This window comes from Pseudarthrobacter sp. S9, from assembly GCF_050156545.1.
Lineage (GTDB): Bacteria > Actinomycetota > Actinomycetes > Actinomycetales > Micrococcaceae > Arthrobacter.
Genome location: NZ_CP189576.1, coordinates 3,906,711 through 3,921,849 on the forward strand (window position 1 = coordinate 3,906,711; position 15,139 = coordinate 3,921,849).

Here is a 15,139-nt window from a genome sequence, read left to right on the forward strand (position 1 = left end):
GGGCAGGTCAGGAGAAGCAGCGATTCTCTTCGGCGGGAAAACCGACGTCGGAGTCCCTGGGCTGGGCGTGATCCTGGACAACGGCGGGGCTTTCCCCAGAGGTGCTGTTGCACCTCTTCTGGCAATCAGCGGTGTCGTCTTCGCCTACGCCGCCGTTGAACTCGTCGGCACCGCAGCGGGTGAAACGGTCAATCCGGAGAAAGTCATGCCCAAGGATGTCAACACGGGGGTCCTCCGGATTGCCGTCTTCAACGTTGGTTCGGTACTGCTGCTGTCCCTGCTGTTGCCTTTCACGGCTTACAAATCCGGCGAATCGCCCTTTGTCACGTTCTTTTCCCACCTCGGAGATTCCCATGCCGGGGCAATCTCCGCATCGGTAATGAATTTTGTTGTCCTCACCGCGGCCCTGTCGAGCCTGAAAGCGGGTCTTTACTCCACTGGCCGGATTCTGAGGTCGATGGCGGTCAATGGTTCAGCACCGCAGTTCACTGCGAAGATGAGTAAGTCCGGCGTCCCCCATGGCGGGATCCTGCTGACGGCGGTCAGCACTCTTCTCGGCGTCGGACTGAACGCCCTTGTCCCGTCCCAGGTGTTTGAGATTGTGCTCGAAGTGTCCGCTGTTGGAATCATCGGAGGCTGGGCAACCATCATGCTCTGCCACATCAAGCTCCAGAACTGGGTCAGGCGCGGCCAGGTTGAACGACCCTCTTTCCGCCTGTTCGGAGCGCCCTACGCCTCACACCTCACTCTCGGCTTCCTCGCCTTTGTCCTGGTGACAATGGGTTTCTCCGAAACAGGACGCTGGGTCCTGGCATCCCTGCTGATTCTCGTCCCCGTGCTCATCCTCGGCTGGTTCGCCTGCCGGAAGCGGATTCTGGAAACCGCAGTGCCCCTGCGCGGAGATACAGGGGAGCCCCGGTCATCGCAGATCGCCCCGACGCTGACTCCCAAGCACACGGTGACACGGTAAAACAACCTTCACGCGTTTGTCGCGTCGCCAGGGATAACAAACCTGCTGGCGCGCTCTCGGCGGGCAGCTGAAACAGCTGCCCGCCGAGAGCCACGATTTGTGTCCCGGCCATGCCCGGTCAGGACAGCAAAAGACTCTTGATGGAAAACGGAATCGACATGAATTATCAACCTCTCAGCCGGGAAATCGGCACACCCAGCCGCGCCTGGCGCTCCCGCGCAGACGCCTGGGAGTTTCTCGGATACGCGCTGAAACAGCTGACCATGAGCAAACGCGGCGGACCGTCCTATGAACCCTGAAACTTCCGGCGGACTCCTTCCTCGAGGTGACCCCGGACCGGGTCCTGCCCGTCGGCACCCGGCCGGTGGCGGGCCACGAGTTCGGCTTCCGCGTGCGCCGTGCCCTCGGCGCCACGGAAATTGACCACGCCTTCACAGACATCGACTTCGACGATGATGGCCGCGCACAGCTGATTGCCCGTGACCCGAGCGGTACCGGCGTCGGCATGGCGTGGGACAGGAGCTGCAAGTGGCTGCAGATTCACACGGCAGACAAGCCGGCGCCGTTGCCGAATCGGGTCGGACTGGCTGTCGAACCGATGACATGCCCGCCGGACGCTTTCAACAGCGGACAGGACGTCGTACAGCTTGGGTCAGGCGCCACCCACCAAACACAGTGGACCATTTTCGCCGTATGAGGACCGGCCACGACGTTTGACGTCTGGTTGTACTAACCCGGTTGGTTTGTGACACGGCTGATGGGTGAGGCGCCGTTGCGGCGACGCCGTTTGCGTTGTGCTGGCTGGTCGGAGCGTTCCGGTATCACGGCCTGGACTCCGCTGCTGCGCTGCAGCTCACGGTTTGCCTTCGACAAGTATGCTTTATCACCGAACGTCTGGTCGGGGCGGGGCCGGGCACGGCCCGCGCTCATCCGGGGTACGCAGCGAGTCGGGCAGGTGCTGGAACATCGGCGAATCCAGGCCCTGCCCGGGACGCGTCAACATGACCAGGGGTTAATTTTCCCGTTACATATGTCAGCGGCCGGTCCTGGGCGACTCCTCAGAACGGCCGTTCTGAGCCCCGGCGAGACAAATTTAGCCTGTGAAAGTCCGGTCCAGGAACTCGTTGCCGAACTTGCCACTGGGGTCGTGCTTTTGGACGAGGTTCCGGAACTCGTTAAACCGGGGGTACCGCATTGCCAGGACGGCGGCATCTGTCCTGAACAGTTTCCCCAGTGAGGACGGGCCGCGAAAGGGGCAAGGCGTTCCTCGATAACGGGCAGCAGCGCTTCCACTTCCAGTTGCCGTGGCTTCCACGTCAGGTGGAGAGCTTCGCTGTCCTGCTCGTAGGCGGGACTTAGCCACAGATTGTCCGCAGCCACCGTCCGGATCTCGGAGATGAACAGTAGAGGATGAAGCCGGGCGCCGAGGCTGCGGAGTTCTGTCAGAGCGGCGGCGGCATGCTTGCGGGGGAGCAGGGACTTGCTTTGCAGCTCATCGCCGTTGCTGGGCGTGAATTCAAGACGGAAATGAGGCAGGCGGTCCAGCCAGGGTCCCGGAACATTGAGTTGGGCCGTGCAGTTCTCGGCGGACATGTCCGGGAGCGGATGGCGTGGGACGGCGGCGGCGGGCGCGCCAAAGAACTCGTTCCCGCCCCTCCCTTCGCTGTTGCGGCGCTTGAGCCACACCTGGGGTCGTCCCACAGGCGCCAGCTGCTCAGCATGGATAACGTTTTGGGTAGCCGCATTCGCTCTGCTGGACTGAGGACTTTACCCGGGACGTTTTGGGACAGTGCGCTGTCGTCCATCGTGGACGCAGGGCACCGGACGGCCAACGTGCTAATCCGCTGGCGTCTTCCAGCCAGGTCTGGGCTGGGAAAAACCGCCGCTGACGGCCCGCCGCTGGTCCGAATAGTATTTGTCAAAGCGATCGCGCGCGATGCGTCCCAGCCTTTCGACAGTGTGCCAGCTGAGGACCGCTAGTAGCAGGGTCAGCAGGATTGCCGACACAGCCACCAGCGGCGGCAGATCGGCTGTCGATCCGCCATTTAGCCAGAGAATGACGACATAGTTCCAGAGGTACACGGCATAGGAAACTGTGCCCAGCACCTGCAACGCGCGCGTCCAATTCGGCATCACACGGGTACGGGAGGCGGCCAGTACCACCAGGACGGCCGCGGCAGCCATGGCCAGCGGGCCTCCAACGAAGAAGAAGGCTGGCGTTTCGTTGGCCTTGGGGAAGAAGATCAGCGCGGCCAGGACAAGGATCGAGCTGAGCAGGGCCGCCAGTCTGAGCCGGTGGCCGGAGAACCAGCTGAACACACGGACCCTGTATAGCCGCAGCGCCGAACCGACGATCAGCCCAAGACCCCACGTCGTCGGCAGCGCGTAGACCAGGGAGTGAAGTTGGGGAGCCAGGATAAGCATCGCCAGCACACTCGCGGTCATGAGGGAAAGGACGACGGCGGCAGACCAGCCAATCAGCCGTCCCTGACGGCTACTCCGCAGGGCGAACACCAGCAGTGCCGGCCAGATCAAATAGAACTGTTCTTCCACCGCCAGCGTCCAGAGCGGTCCGATGGCCAAGCTGACATCGAAAGGCAGCGGTATGTCTTTGAGGTAGCCGAAACCGGCGAGGAGGGTATAACCGATGATTCCCTTGGATCGATCCCCGAGGACGTCGGCCGTCAGTTCAACGATGGCGTACACGCCAAGGAAGGAGATGAGTGCCGGCAACAGGCGGAAGGCCCGATGCGCATAAAAACGGCCGTAACGAATTTTGCGATGCCGTTCGACATCCCTGAGTAGCACGCCTGTGATCAGGTAACCGCTCAACACGAAGAAGACAATGACACCGACGATGCCGGCACCTTGAAATATCCCGGGCCAAGAATGTCCCAACAGAACGGCACCAACGGCAGCACCGCGAAGAACGTCCAGGCCGTCCAGCCTTGGGCGCACTGTAGCTTGCTGGGCGGCCGTCGCGACCGTTCCACCGACTAGCAACGTCACATAACCTCCGGAGCCTCTATCTGGCCGGTTCCACCTTCAGCTGAATCAAGGCAAAAACCGACCCTTGCCTGTTGACATGAATGTGATTGCAGGAGCCAGTCCTGCGCCTTGTCCAAGTATCCCCGACTTGGCTGGACGAAACCTGACCCCGGCCAGCCCGATGATCCGCCTACACCAGTCAATGGGGGCTTAGGACCGGGCAAAACCTGCTCCTTATGGAGAAAGCTGACGTGGGATAAACGACGGCATCACGGCAGCTTGCGCCGGCCTCGACCCGCCAGTGACCGGCCCTCGCCATTGGTTAGTTCCGGCCGCCGCAGCCTCGCTGCAGGCCTGGACGGATCCGCTCGTTGGTCTAGCCCTGCGATCTGACGGAAAAGGTCAACTAAGTTGGAACAGCACCGTTCGAGCCGATGGGACCAGGCGGAAACGATCGGGCCAACTTTGCGGAATCGGGCCAAGTAGGTCGGAATTTCACACTCGAGCCTCCTCTCGGCTGGCGGGCAGCCGCGCCAGCTCCCTCTGGCTGGGGTCGGGCCCTATTCCGTGGTGCGGCTTCCATGCAAGCATGGGGGCTCAGCGAAAATGCACCGTGAGGGGACTCGATGAAATCCAACGAACTGCTGCTGGACGCCTTCGGCCGTATCCGTGACACAGTGGCCGCGACTCTTGAAGGGCTCGACGACGAGGCTCTGGTCCGCCGGCCCGCGGGCAACGGAAACTCGATTGCGTGGCTGATCTGGCACCTCAGCCGGGTAGAGGACGCGCAGGTAGCCTCCGCCGCCGGCCTGGAGCAGGTCTGGACCTCGCAGGGGTTTGCCGGCCGTTTCGACCTGCCGCTGCCCGAACGCGACACCGGCTACGGCCATTCGACCGGCAAGGTCGACGCGGTGCGGGCCCCGCCGGAGCTACTGCTCGAATACTACGACGCCGTTCACGGGCAGACCGTGGAGTTTCTGAAAACCCTCGGCGACGAGGACTTCGACCGCATCGTCGACAACCGCTGGGACCCGCCGGTCACTCTCGGGGTGCGGCTCGTCAGCACTATTGCCGACTGCCTCCAGCACGTGGGGCAGTCCGCGTACGCCAAGGGCTTGAACCCCGCGCACGCGCACGGTTAGGGGAGTAAGCAAGCTTAGCCTTACCTGGTGATGGCCTGTGGAGCAAGCTGCTGGTTTTGGCGTCTCACATTCTTGGTGGTTGAGCTCGTCGAAACCCCGGTGATCGAGCCTGTCGAGATCCGGTAGTTGAGCCTGGCGAAACCAGAAACGGCCCCGCACGAGTGCGGGGCCGTTTTGCGAGTTTCCAGCGACCAGGCTGTCAGTGGTCATGCTTACGCCGAGGATACCGTCCTCTTGATGAAGTAGGCGGCATCGCGAAGTGCCGGATGGTCCAATGAAAGGACTTCGGGTTCGCGCACGACTGACAGCCCGGAGAGAGCCCACAGGCCGAGACTGGCCCAATCAGGGTTGTAGTAGGGCCACCACGAGACCCCGGCATAGTCGCCGGATTCGTAAATACCGCGCGCCCAGACCTGTGTCACGGTCCGGGAGCGTGTGACCACCTGGCTTGGTCGCATTCCCCGCTGGACCAGCTCGTAGGGGTCGTCGAGGTCCAGGATGTCCAGCTCGCAATTGTTCTGGACCAGCGCCTTGACGGAGTCCGCCGGTGCAGCCGGTGGGCAGTCCAATATGGCCTGTGACCACGTGGGAAAGCTTCCGAGTGCTTCGGCGATAGCTCCCTCCGGCGAATCGCCGAGGTACAGGACCAGATAGTCGCCGTCCGGATCGTCCACCCTTCCGGCACCCTGATCGGGCCAGACAAACAGCGGATGTCCGTTGTCGGCTGAAGACGCAGCCGAAGGCGACCAGTTCAGAACGCGCCAAAGGTCCACTAAGCAAAGGCTCCCTGCTGGAAGGCCTTCATGGCTTCAATGACCGGAGCAGCACCGTCGATGAGAAAGGCGTCAATCGGCCTTGCGCCCAAATGTGGGTTGGTTCCTTCCATCCACAGCAGCGCTTGGGCAGCGGTGAGGTTGTGGGCAAATGGCCGACCAGACCGTCAAGGTCAGCGAGCTTGGCCCGGTTCTCCGCGCTCGGTTTGTCTATTCCGTTGGCCCACCGCCCGGGTCTGTCGGGAGCCACATCAAGGAGCCGGGCCGCCACGCGATTGCCCAGAACTCCAATGACGCGCTTGGCGACAGCATCCGGACCATAGTCCGCAGAGTCAACCAACTTGAGCTTTAGCCCGGTGTTACCGGTCGCGTTATTTGACGATGGGGCCGTCACGGTCCGTGGCGGCGGACGGGCATGAAAGCGCCCCGCCGGATGGTGACCGGCGGGGCGTTGATCGCCGTGCTGACGCGGCGGTGGTCATTGGTGACGGCGTGTTTTACTCGCTGTTCTCCGTGATCGCGGACTGGGCCGCGGAGAGGTCCACGATGGCCTTGCCCGCCGCGTAGGTCGCGATCAGGGCGGACACTGCGAGGTTGTTCACTGCCCGGGGGTAGCCGCGCGAGCCCTGGTGGATCGCGGCGACCGCGTCATCGGAGAACAGGGTGTCGGATCTGCCCGCGTATTTGAGGTGGTGGCGGATGTAGGCTGCGGTCTCGGTCAGATCCATTCCGGTGATCGCGAACCGGGTGGAAACCCGCTGGTCCAGGGCGGCCAGGACCGCGAGTTTGAGCCGCCGGCGCAGCGTGGGCTGGCCGATGAGCAGCAGCGCGAAGTGGGAGCCGGTATCTAGTCCGCTGTTCGTGAGCATTCGCAGCGCTTCCAGGTCGGTGTTCGCCAGCAGGTGGGCCTCGTCGATCACGACCACGGGCAGGCGGGCGCGTTCGTCCAGTTCCCCGGCGAGCAGGGACGCGGTCTGATGCGCCAGCACCCCGGAATAAAAGGCGGGCTGTCCGCCCAGGGCGGTGACGATCTGGGACTGGATCCCGCGCATCCCGACCGTGGGGTCCGCAACGTAGATCACCTGGTGCCGGGACGCCTCAAGCTGGGCCAGGGCCGCGCGCACGGCCACGGTCTTGCCGGCGCCGACTTCCCCGGTGATCACCCCCGTCTGGCGCTGGTCCACGCACCACTGGATCCGGGCGACCGCCTCGCGGTGCCCGGGGTGCGGGTGCAGCGCCTGCACCGGTATGGAGCGGCCGAAGGGCATGGCCGTGAAACCATAGTGCGTTTGCAGGTTCTCGATCACAGGGTCCCTCCCGCGGCCATGGCCGGGGCGCCGGTGGCAGCCATTTTCTCGAAGCTGATCGGGGCGCCTGTCATCGCGGTTTTGTGGCGGGTTTCGACCAGGCGCAGGTAATCGATGCCCGAGGCCGCGTTCTTCGCGCCGGTGTCGGCGTCTTTGGTGGCGTTGACGGCCTTGGGGTGGACATGGCGGCGGATCTCGAGCAGGACCGCTTCCCCTGCCGGGACGCCGCCGGCGGCGGTCACGGCGACCGGGCCGGTGAGATCGAACGGGTCATAGACCAGCTCGATGCGGGCACCGGCCAGGGACGGGTCGACCTGGTAGGTGTTGCCCTGCAGGGACACCGTCGCGGTTTTGGTGACCTTGCGGGTCGCGGACCAGCGGAACGCTTCGGCGATCACGTCCGGGTCCCGGCGGTCCGGGCGCCGGTTTTCCCAGCCGGCGTCCCACCGGGCCAACGGCGTCTGACCGGTGGTGGAGTGCACGGCGCGGTGGTAGACCATCTGCACCCAGGAGGTGAACAAGGCGTTCAGCTCCTCCAGCGAGGTGACCGCGCTGCCGGCAGGATCTTCCCCGGTGCCCGGAACGGGCGTCTGGACCGGGGCGTCGATCACGGTGATCTCGGAGAGGAACTGGGAGGTCACCGTATTGAACAGGCGTTCGATCTTGCCCCTGCCCTGGGGCCGGTAGGGCCTGGAATGGATCAGTTTCATGCCCAGCCTCGCGCAGATCCTGGCCAGGGACGCGTCGACAAAAGCACTGCCATTGTCCACGTAGACCGCGTCGGGGATTCCGTGGGTCTGCAGGGCCGGCCGCAGCGCCGCCGAGAGCCTCACGGCGTCTTCGGCGAACGCCCAGCGGGCCGCGGTGACCAACCGGGAATGATCATCCAGGAACGCGAAGAGGTAGGTTTTCCGGCCGCAGATCCGGGGCCCGTGCAGCCCGTCACCCACCCAGATTTCATTCGGGGCCGTCGCTTCGAACCGGCCCGTGGCCTGCGCCTGCGTGCCGGTGGGGATATCCAGGGTGCGGAAATGGCGCAGCAGCGTCGACTCCGACGGGGCGTCCCCGAGGGTCTCTGCCATGATCCGGCGGACCTGGGCCGCGGTGCGGTGCGGACGCTCAAGCTTCAGCGTCGCGGCCAGGGACAGCACGGTCGCCGGGGTCACCGGGCCGGCGGCCCTTTCCCGCGGCTTGAGCCCGTCGAACCCCTCACGCTGCCAGGCACCGATCCACCGGTCCAGGGTTTCGCGCGAGTAGCGCACGGGCTGCCCGTCCGGGCCGGTATGCTCGGCGGCGGCCAGGGCCCGGACCATGGGCCCGCGCTGGCGGCAGGTCAGGGTTTTGTCCGCGGCGCCGCGGATCAGCTGGTAGCGGAACAGGGCGGTCTTCTCCGCCCGGTCCTTCCGGGCCAGGGGCCCGCGCTTCGGTTTGGCGTCTGTCATGGGGACGCTGTCCTTTCAAAAGGCTCAGAATGCGATGGCCCCGGCCAGGTCAGCCGGAGCTTCCTTCACCCTTGCCGTCCCCGGCGGCCGGGGTAAGGGCCAATTCGTGTTGCCACCGTCCGGTGCTGAAGAAGAACGGGCCGGACGCGGCGAGCCCGGTGCTCTGCCACGGCAGCGCGGCGACGGCGAACCGGTCCGCGAGCACCGACGCGTATGCGGTGACCGCGGCCAGCGCCGCCCCTGCCGGGGTCCGGGCCGGGGCGGGCCAGAGCCCGGCAGGATCGGCCCCGTCGCGGTGGGCCAGTGCGGTGAAGGCGCGCAGGATCGGGCCGGCGGAGGCCCGCGAAAGAGCGCAGCCAGCCGCGCACCGTGGACGCGGGCCGGCCCAGCCGGGCCGCGATCCTCCGGTGCCCGTGGCCCGCGGCGGTTTTGGCCTCGACGGCGGCGGCGATCACCGCCGCCTCATCGGCCCTTCGGGCCGCCAGTTCCACGCCCAGGAGCACATGGGTGCCCGAGCACCCGGCGCAGCGTCCGCGGCGCGGACGGTGGTTTTGCAGGTCCTGACCCATGCCGGTGCCATGGCGGATCCGGCGCTCCCGCGCCCACCCCCACGGGCGCAGCACACCCCGGCATCCCGGGCAGGCCAGACGTCCGGTCAGAAGATCCGACTCGACAGAGAAAGCATCATGATTTACCGTGAGCATCAGCGCGCCCTTTACGCGTCAGAACGGCCCGGCGTGGACCTTCGAAACCTCACGCCGGGCCGTTCGTCCTATCCGGTCATCGTCAGCCTGACGCCGCCAACGGCACTAAATCAAGACACCCCGGGGAAAACCTGCATCGTCACCGGCAAAGACGCCCCCACCGCCAAACCCTGCGACGCATAACACCCGGCAGCCGCCGATCCGTGAACCGTGCCAGCAGCGGGGCGCCTTGCCCGGAGAGGCCGGTCCTTGACCACGCGAAGATTCTTGGGCAATGCGACGACGCCATCCCTGACCGGCACCCTGGTCTTAATCCCGTCGCTGAAGACGATTACCTCGAGGGCGGGAGCGGTGGAAGGCTTGTGGTTCTCCATGTTCACAACACTTTCTGTTGGGCAGGAAGTCGTCGATCCCGGAATTCGTGCTTTCGGGCATCAGCCGTAGTCGGGGTCTGTGTCCGGTGGGTTTATCGACCAGCGTGCTTGGACGGCCGACGGGTTCAAGACTGTATGAGCGTCCTCGAAGCCGTAGTCGGCGACCATGTAGTCGCCACGATAGTCGGGTGTCCACGTGGGGGCGATGGCGTCATAGGCAATCTGCCGAGCACGCTGAAAGCTGATCATGCACTTCATTATCGTTTGCGCCTATGGAGCTGCCCGCGTCGTTATTTGCTCGGCTCACCGAACGCCGGCCGGCAGTCCCACAGCTTTTTGCAACCGGCCCTGACTAGACTCAGCGGATGAGCCGAAAGTGGGTCTCGATTCATGGTTGAAGTGCAGGAGAAACACGGCTCGCGGTCGCATTGCTCGCGTCCGTTCACCAAACCGCAAGGATCACCATGAAAATCAATACCCCGACCGCAGCCGTACTCGCGACCCTCCTCACGATCGGCTGGCTGGTGGCAGGACTTCCGGCACCGGTCCAGGCCGCGGGTACCACGTACTATGTCAGCGCCGCGGGGAGCGACACTAATACGGGAACCTCAAGTGCGACACCTTGGAGGTCACTGTCAAAGGTCAACTCCATCGTCCTCAAGCCCGGCGACACCGTCAGTTTTCGCAAGGGCGACACGTGGACCGGAGGTGTTGTGACCACTCAGAGCGGGACTGACGCCGCTCCCATCACCTTGAATGGCTACGGAAGCGGCAACGCTCCGACGATTACCGGCGGTAAGTCGGGAAACTGCATCAGGATCAATGGCAACTACACCGTTGTGGACGGACTACGCGGCGTCTCCTGCGGCTATGCGGGCATCAGCATCACCGGCGACCGCAATACGGTCCGGAACTCCGGTGCCTCCAACAATGCGGTGGGCATCAAGGCAGGATCCGGGTCCGACTTCGGGAAGTACACCGGCAATGTACTGACGGACAACAACATCATGAACGTGTTAACGCCGGGCACGAATTGCGGAACGCCCCAAGCAGTGAACTGCAATGACGACTCTGGCGCTTCCGGTGTGCTGATCAACGGCAACGACAACGAGCTTTCCGGCAATACGGTCAGCGGCTCCAACGCGTTTTCCTACGATTACAACCGCGACGGCGGTTCTTTCGAAATCTACAACGGCAACCGGAATTACATTCATCACAACTTGGCCCTGGACAACAACAACTTCTCCGAGATCGGAAGGTCCTCCGGAACTGCGGACGGCAACACCTACCGCTACAACCTGGTCCGATCGACCTGCGGCGCCAACTGCTCTCAGGCCTAGGGCTTGATCGCCCGTGGAACAGGGACCTCTTTCGGTCCCACGAACGGCACTGTTTTTGAGTTCAACACCGTCTATCTGAACGGTCCGCAGTCCCAGGCCATTGTCTGCCATGCGGGCTGCCCTTCATCGACGGTGATCCGCGGCAACATCCTGGCAGGCGTCAAGAACTCCCTGTGGATCAACGGGTCCGGCTGGACCGAAAAGCAGAATGTCCTCAACGGTCCGGTCAACTTCGTGCCGAACAGCACGTCCACTACTGCGCCGGCACGCTTCGTGAACGCACCGGCCGATTTCCATCTGACCGGCACTAGCCCGGCAATCGACCGCGCCGGAACGAGCCCTTCCGCCGTCGACCTGGCCGGACTTGCGGTGCCCCAGGACGGAGACTGTAACGGGACGGCCGCCGCCGATTCGGGGGCCTACGAGTTCGACTCGCCCAACTGCTGATGCACCCTGCGCCGTCAATCCCGGAGTGCGGCTGGTGAGCACGATCGCCGACTGCCTTCAGCACGGGGGGCAGTCGGCCTACGCCAGGGGCTTGAACCCCTCGCACGGTTAGGGGAGCGCTCAGACCGGATCAGGCCCGGCGCGGTCAGAGCGATGCGTAGAGTCTGCCGGTTTCCGTCAGGTGCCCGTTCGTGTGGAAAAGGGGCTGATGCGCCCAGTGTGGGGTCGAACGGCGCCCTGGTTTTCCACGCAAACCGTTCCATGAATGGCATCGCGCGCATGCCAGCTACCGCGGCGCGCATGAAACTGCGGATTTCGACGCCGGTGTACCGGGAGGGACGTGAGGGCGTGGCCGACCCGTCTGCGACGGCAAATTCCGTTACCCAGATCGGCCTTCCATACTTGGCATGCAGATAGGCAACCTTTGCGAGGAGGCTCGCCGCGTTTGGCGCGGCGTACCAATGCATAGCCATGAAGTCCACGCGCAGGTTTGCCTTCTTCGCCTTGGTCATGAACTCATCCAGCCATGGGCTGGCTGCATTGACGTGCCCGGAGCCCCCAACCTCAGGTCGGTGGACTGCAGCTGGGGCCACAGCCGGATGGCCTCATCGACGGACATGCTGGCCTGGCCGGGGTGGTTCGGTTCATTAAAACTGAGGAGGTGTTGGGTCCTGGTCGCCGGAAGCTGGCTGATGACGTCGCCGATGGCGTTTCCTGCAATCAGGGCATTCGCGCTCCAGATCATCGGGACAAATGCCGGGTTGGGGGTGATGGTGCATTTCGACCCTCACGAGTAGTATTCCGCTCTCTCGGCCTACGGAACGCCTACGCCTTGTGCGTCGAAGCCGGCAAATAGGGCGGCGTCATTCCCTGCCATCGAGAACCGCAGCCTTGACAGGGTTCCAGGGCGGGCTAGCGGTTGGAGACCGAGGGGTCCAAGCTTTAACTTATCGGCGCGCCGCCAGCTGCCGGGCGGTTCCGCAGTCGCCGACGGCATGTGGGGTGCGAGGAGAACGACGATGGTTGACACGGCACCGCGGACTCTCAGAGCGGGTGCAGGGCGCGATCTCGTGACAGAGCTGCTGGGAATCTGGCTCCTTCTGGCGGTGTTCCTGGACGGCTGGGCACACTTGCATCTTCCCGGGCTGGAGACGTTCTTCACCCCCTGGCACGCGGCGCTCTACTCGGGTCTCGTGGTAACAGCTGTGTGGACGGCGAGCGCGATCTGGAGCAACCGGCAGCCCGGGCAGCCTCTTGCCCAGGCGATCCCGGCCGGATACCGCGGCACGGTCATCGGAGTCGTCCTCTTCGGCGTCACGGGCGTCCTGGATCTGGCATGGCACGAGATCCTGGGCATCGAAGTCTCGCTCGATGCGCTGGTGAGCCCTACCCATCTGCTGCTGGGGTTCAGCCTCTTCCTGATCCTGGGCACCGGCATCCGCAGCGCGCGGGCCGCCGGCGGGGCAGCCGCATTCGAGTGGACGCCGCCGGCGCTGCTGGCTGCCGTCCTGATGACCGGGTTGGGCGGCTTCTTCCTCATCTACTGTTCGGCGTTCGTCCGGGCGGCGCCGGCAGTCCCGTATCTGCCGACGCCGATCGGGAGTCCCGGCCACACCCAGGCGGAGATGCCCGCGGTCATCGGCATGGCCAGCTATCTGGTGACCACTGCGCTGATCGTCGTCCCCTTCGTCTACACCGTGTCGGCGGCCCGCCGCCCGCCCCGCGGCATCGCCACTTCGTTGGTCGCCGTCGTCGCCTGGCTGCCTTTGGCCATGTCGGGGTTCCGCCCGGCGGCGGTCGCCGGCGCCGCAGGGGCTACGCTCGCCGCCGTCGTGGCCGACGTGCTGCTCACCCGGCTGACAGGGCACTGGCTGGGGCGCCGGCTGCCGGCGGTCACGGCCGCGCTCGTGGCACTTGTTTGGACGGGCCAAGTGGCCGGCATCGCTTTTGTGTCAGGGATTGGATGGCCCGTGTCGATGTGGCTGGGAGCCCTTGTGCTGAGTGCGGGGGTGGCCGCGGGCCTGGCCTTCATCAGCTCCTGGAACCAGGGGAGGGCCCAGAGTCCGCAGACGGTATTGAGTTGACGGTTCGCAGATTCGAAAGGGAGTGGAGTTGATGGACGCACTTGAATCAGTCAGCGTCGGTATGAAAGTGATTGATGCGGAGGGACGCGAGCTTGGCAAGGTGGAGTTCGTCAGGGCCCCCGACCCGAAGGCGGCCGCGTTGGAGGAAAGAGTGGTAACTGCGGGAGAAACCCTAATCAACCTCGGGATTGGTTCCGTCGTGGGCGCCGAGCCGAAGGTACCGCCGGAGATGGCTCTGAGACTCTTCCGGCAGGGATACATCAAAATCGACGGGCGGGGATTCTGGGCCGCCGACTATTACGCGGCCGGGGACGCGATTTCCAGGGTTGAGGGGCGGACTGTACACCTGAGCCTGAACCGTCACGAGCTCGATGCCCAGGAATAGGCATCCCGGGCATGCTTCAACCGTGCCTGCCCTCACCGCCAGCCGGCAGCGGGCGCGACGAGCGTGAGGATGTTTTCCAGCAGGTTGGCGTTGTAGTCCACGCCCAGCTGGTTGGGGACGGTGATCAGTACCGTGTCCGCGGCCTGCACCGCGGCGTCGGCTGCTAGCTGCTCTGCGATGACGTCCGGTTCGCCGATGTAGCTCTTGCCGAACCGCGCCCGTACCCCCTCGAGTTTGCCCACCTGGTCCTTGCCCTTTGCCTGGGCGCGAAGTCCGAAGTAGTAGCGGTCCTCGTCGCTGACGATCGGCAGGACGCTGCGGCTCACCGAGACCCGGGGCGTCCGAACATGCCCGGCGTCGGCCCACGCCTTGCGGAAGACGGCGATCTGCTCGGCCTGGAGCTCGTCGAACGGGACACCCGTATCCTCGACGAGCAGTGTCGAGCTCATCAAATTCATGCCCTGCTCCGCGGCCCACTGCGCCGTCGCCCGGGTGCCGGATCCCCACCAGACCCGGTCGCCCAGGCCGGGGGACTGCGGTTCGACAGCAAGGTAGCCCGTCATGCCGGTCATCTTCGGATCCGCTTCGGCCACGCCGGCTCCCGCGATGGCCGCCCGGAAGGCGGAGGTACGACGGCGGGCGTCCCCGGCGTCGCCGTCGTCTCTCGCAGCCGGGTAGCCGAAGGCCTCGTAGCCGCGCAGAACCGTTTCGGGTGATCCGCGGCTCACTCCGAGTTGAAGGCGGCCCCTGCTGATGAGGTCTACCGCTGCGGCTTCTTCGGCCATGTACAGCGGATTCTCATAGCGCATATCGATCACGCCCGTCCCGAGCTCGATGCGCTGGGTGCGCGCCGCCATGGCGGCCAGGAGCGGAAACGGTGAGGCCAGTTGAGGGGCGAAATGATGCACACGCACGTACGCGCCGTCGATTCCTAGCCCCTCCGCGGCGACCGCGAGTTCCACGGTCTGCAGGAGCGCGTCCCGCGCCGTGAGGACCAGTGAACCCGGCACGTCCTGGTAGTGGCCGAACGTCAGGAACCCGATGCGCTTCATATCCGGGACAGCGTGTCCGGGACCGGCAGTATTCCCGCTTCGGTACTGCCACCTCGGGCAGGTTCGGGCAATAGCAAGTAGACGCCCGGATCCGCGCACGTACCGGGCAAGTAGCACCCGGGAGAAAGCGA

At 64.8% G+C, this 15,139-nt stretch carries 14 protein-coding genes and 4 pseudogenes; 10 read left to right on the forward strand and 8 right to left on the reverse strand.

Annotated elements, in window-relative coordinates; translation table 11 throughout:
- Positions 1 to 22 precede the first annotated feature (22 nt).
- From ACQCSY_RS18765 to ACQCSY_RS18775, 3 genes and pseudogenes are all read left to right on the forward strand, one after another.
- Positions 23 to 910, forward strand: a pseudogene (locus ACQCSY_RS18765) (amino acid permease); the annotation flags it as partial.
- Positions 911 to 1,128: 218 nt separating this feature from the next.
- Positions 1,129 to 1,269, forward strand: a complete 141-nt coding sequence (locus tag ACQCSY_RS18770) for a hypothetical protein (RefSeq protein WP_427131130.1) — start codon at positions 1,129 to 1,131, stop codon at positions 1,267 to 1,269.
- A gap of 26 nt (positions 1,270 to 1,295) precedes the next feature.
- Positions 1,296 to 1,667, forward strand: a complete 372-nt coding sequence (locus ACQCSY_RS18775) for a hypothetical protein (RefSeq protein ID WP_427131132.1) — start codon at positions 1,296 to 1,298, stop codon at positions 1,665 to 1,667.
- A 396-nt stretch (positions 1,668 to 2,063) separates the two neighbouring features.
- Here the strand turns inward: ACQCSY_RS18775 and ACQCSY_RS18780 are convergent.
- Both ACQCSY_RS18780 and ACQCSY_RS18785 read right to left on the reverse strand, forming a co-directional pair.
- Positions 2,064 to 2,563, reverse strand: a pseudogene (locus ACQCSY_RS18780) (D-arabinono-1,4-lactone oxidase).
- A gap of 243 nt (positions 2,564 to 2,806) precedes the next feature.
- Positions 2,807 to 3,979 (reverse strand): acyltransferase family protein, encoded by a 1,173-nt coding sequence (locus tag ACQCSY_RS18785; RefSeq protein ID WP_427131134.1) that lies wholly within the window; start codon positions 3,977 to 3,979, stop codon positions 2,807 to 2,809.
- A gap of 605 nt (positions 3,980 to 4,584) precedes the next feature.
- Between ACQCSY_RS18785 and ACQCSY_RS18790 the strand changes: the two genes are divergently transcribed.
- Positions 4,585 to 5,100, forward strand: a complete 516-nt coding sequence (locus ACQCSY_RS18790) for a mycothiol transferase (protein WP_427131136.1) — start codon at positions 4,585 to 4,587, stop codon at positions 5,098 to 5,100.
- Between the two features lie 212 nt (positions 5,101 to 5,312).
- Here ACQCSY_RS18790 and ACQCSY_RS18795 read toward each other — a convergent pair whose 3' ends face one another.
- The 3 genes from ACQCSY_RS18795 to ACQCSY_RS18805 all read right to left on the reverse strand — a co-directional run bounded on the left by ACQCSY_RS18795 (position 5,313) and on the right by ACQCSY_RS18805 (position 8,622).
- Complete coding sequence (locus ACQCSY_RS18795; RefSeq protein WP_427131138.1) at positions 5,313 to 5,873, reverse strand: RES domain-containing protein; 561 nt, start codon at positions 5,871 to 5,873, stop codon at positions 5,313 to 5,315.
- A gap of 497 nt (positions 5,874 to 6,370) precedes the next feature.
- Positions 6,371 to 7,180: an ExeA family protein gene (locus tag ACQCSY_RS18800; RefSeq protein WP_427131094.1), complete on the reverse strand. Its 810-nt coding sequence runs from the start codon at positions 7,178 to 7,180 to the stop codon at positions 6,371 to 6,373.
- On the reverse strand, positions 7,177 to 8,622 hold the full coding sequence (locus tag ACQCSY_RS18805; RefSeq protein ID WP_427131096.1) for a DDE-type integrase/transposase/recombinase: 1,446 nt from the start codon (positions 8,620 to 8,622) through the stop codon (positions 7,177 to 7,179). The genes ACQCSY_RS18800 and ACQCSY_RS18805 overlap by 4 nt, the downstream gene beginning before the upstream one ends.
- A 122-nt stretch (positions 8,623 to 8,744) precedes the next feature.
- On the opposite strand from ACQCSY_RS18805, the gene ACQCSY_RS18810 reads away from it, so the two are divergent.
- Entirely contained in the window at positions 8,745 to 9,509 is a 765-nt protein-coding gene (locus ACQCSY_RS18810) for a hypothetical protein (RefSeq protein WP_427131140.1), read from the forward strand.
- Between the two features lie 251 nt (positions 9,510 to 9,760).
- On the opposite strand, the gene ACQCSY_RS18815 is transcribed toward ACQCSY_RS18810, so the two are convergent.
- Positions 9,761 to 9,949: a hypothetical protein gene (locus tag ACQCSY_RS18815; protein WP_427131141.1), complete on the reverse strand. Its 189-nt coding sequence runs from the start codon at positions 9,947 to 9,949 to the stop codon at positions 9,761 to 9,763.
- 215 nt (positions 9,950 to 10,164) lie between these two features.
- On the opposite strand from ACQCSY_RS18815, the gene ACQCSY_RS18820 reads away from it, so the two are divergent.
- The 3 genes and pseudogenes from ACQCSY_RS18820 to ACQCSY_RS18830 form a co-directional block, all read left to right on the forward strand.
- Complete coding sequence (locus ACQCSY_RS18820; protein ID WP_427131143.1) at positions 10,165 to 11,040, forward strand: hypothetical protein; 876 nt, start codon at positions 10,165 to 10,167, stop codon at positions 11,038 to 11,040.
- 3 nt (positions 11,041 to 11,043) lie between these two features.
- Complete coding sequence (locus ACQCSY_RS18825; RefSeq protein WP_427131145.1) at positions 11,044 to 11,487, forward strand: choice-of-anchor Q domain-containing protein; 444 nt, start codon at positions 11,044 to 11,046, stop codon at positions 11,485 to 11,487.
- A gap of 13 nt (positions 11,488 to 11,500) precedes the next feature.
- Positions 11,501 to 11,599: pseudogene (locus ACQCSY_RS18830) on the forward strand (mycothiol transferase); the annotation flags it as partial.
- Positions 11,600 to 11,786: 187 nt separating this feature from the next.
- On the opposite strand, the pseudogene ACQCSY_RS18835 reads toward ACQCSY_RS18830, so the two are convergent.
- Positions 11,787 to 12,232 (reverse strand): annotated as a pseudogene (locus ACQCSY_RS18835) (glycosyl hydrolase); the annotation flags it as partial.
- A 325-nt stretch (positions 12,233 to 12,557) separates the two neighbouring features.
- Here ACQCSY_RS18835 and ACQCSY_RS18840 point away from each other — a divergent pair.
- Together ACQCSY_RS18840 and ACQCSY_RS18845 are read left to right on the forward strand one after the other, a co-directional pair.
- On the forward strand, positions 12,558 to 13,571 hold the full coding sequence (locus tag ACQCSY_RS18840; RefSeq protein WP_427131146.1) for a hypothetical protein: 1,014 nt from the start codon (positions 12,558 to 12,560) through the stop codon (positions 13,569 to 13,571).
- A 31-nt stretch (positions 13,572 to 13,602) separates the two neighbouring features.
- Positions 13,603 to 13,956 carry a hypothetical protein gene (locus ACQCSY_RS18845; protein WP_427131148.1) on the forward strand — a complete coding sequence of 118 codons (354 nt, stop codon included), beginning with the start codon at positions 13,603 to 13,605 and terminating at the stop codon, positions 13,954 to 13,956.
- Between the two features lie 32 nt (positions 13,957 to 13,988).
- On the opposite strand, the gene ACQCSY_RS18850 is transcribed toward ACQCSY_RS18845, so the two are convergent.
- Complete coding sequence (locus ACQCSY_RS18850) at positions 13,989 to 15,008, reverse strand: LLM class flavin-dependent oxidoreductase (RefSeq protein WP_427131150.1); 1,020 nt, start codon at positions 15,006 to 15,008, stop codon at positions 13,989 to 13,991.
- Positions 15,009 to 15,139: the final 131 nt, after the last annotated feature.

Coding starts and splice junctions, on each gene's coding strand:
- ACQCSY_RS18770 (WP_427131130.1), top strand. CDS start 1,129: ATGAATTATCAACCTCTCAGCCGGGAAATCGGCACACCCAGCCGCGCC.
- ACQCSY_RS18790 (WP_427131136.1), top strand. CDS start 4,585: ATGAAATCCAACGAACTGCTGCTGGACGCCTTCGGCCGTATCCGTGAC.
- ACQCSY_RS18805 (WP_427131096.1), bottom strand. CDS start 8,622: ATGACAGACGCCAAACCGAAGCGCGGGCCCCTGGCCCGGAAGGACCGG.
- ACQCSY_RS18815 (WP_427131141.1), bottom strand. CDS start 9,949: ATGATCAGCTTTCAGCGTGCTCGGCAGATTGCCTATGACGCCATCGCC.
- ACQCSY_RS18820 (WP_427131143.1), top strand. CDS start 10,165: ATGAAAATCAATACCCCGACCGCAGCCGTACTCGCGACCCTCCTCACG.
- ACQCSY_RS18845 (WP_427131148.1), top strand. CDS start 13,603: ATGGACGCACTTGAATCAGTCAGCGTCGGTATGAAAGTGATTGATGCG.
- ACQCSY_RS18850 (WP_427131150.1), bottom strand. CDS start 15,008: ATGAAGCGCATCGGGTTCCTGACGTTCGGCCACTACCAGGACGTGCCG.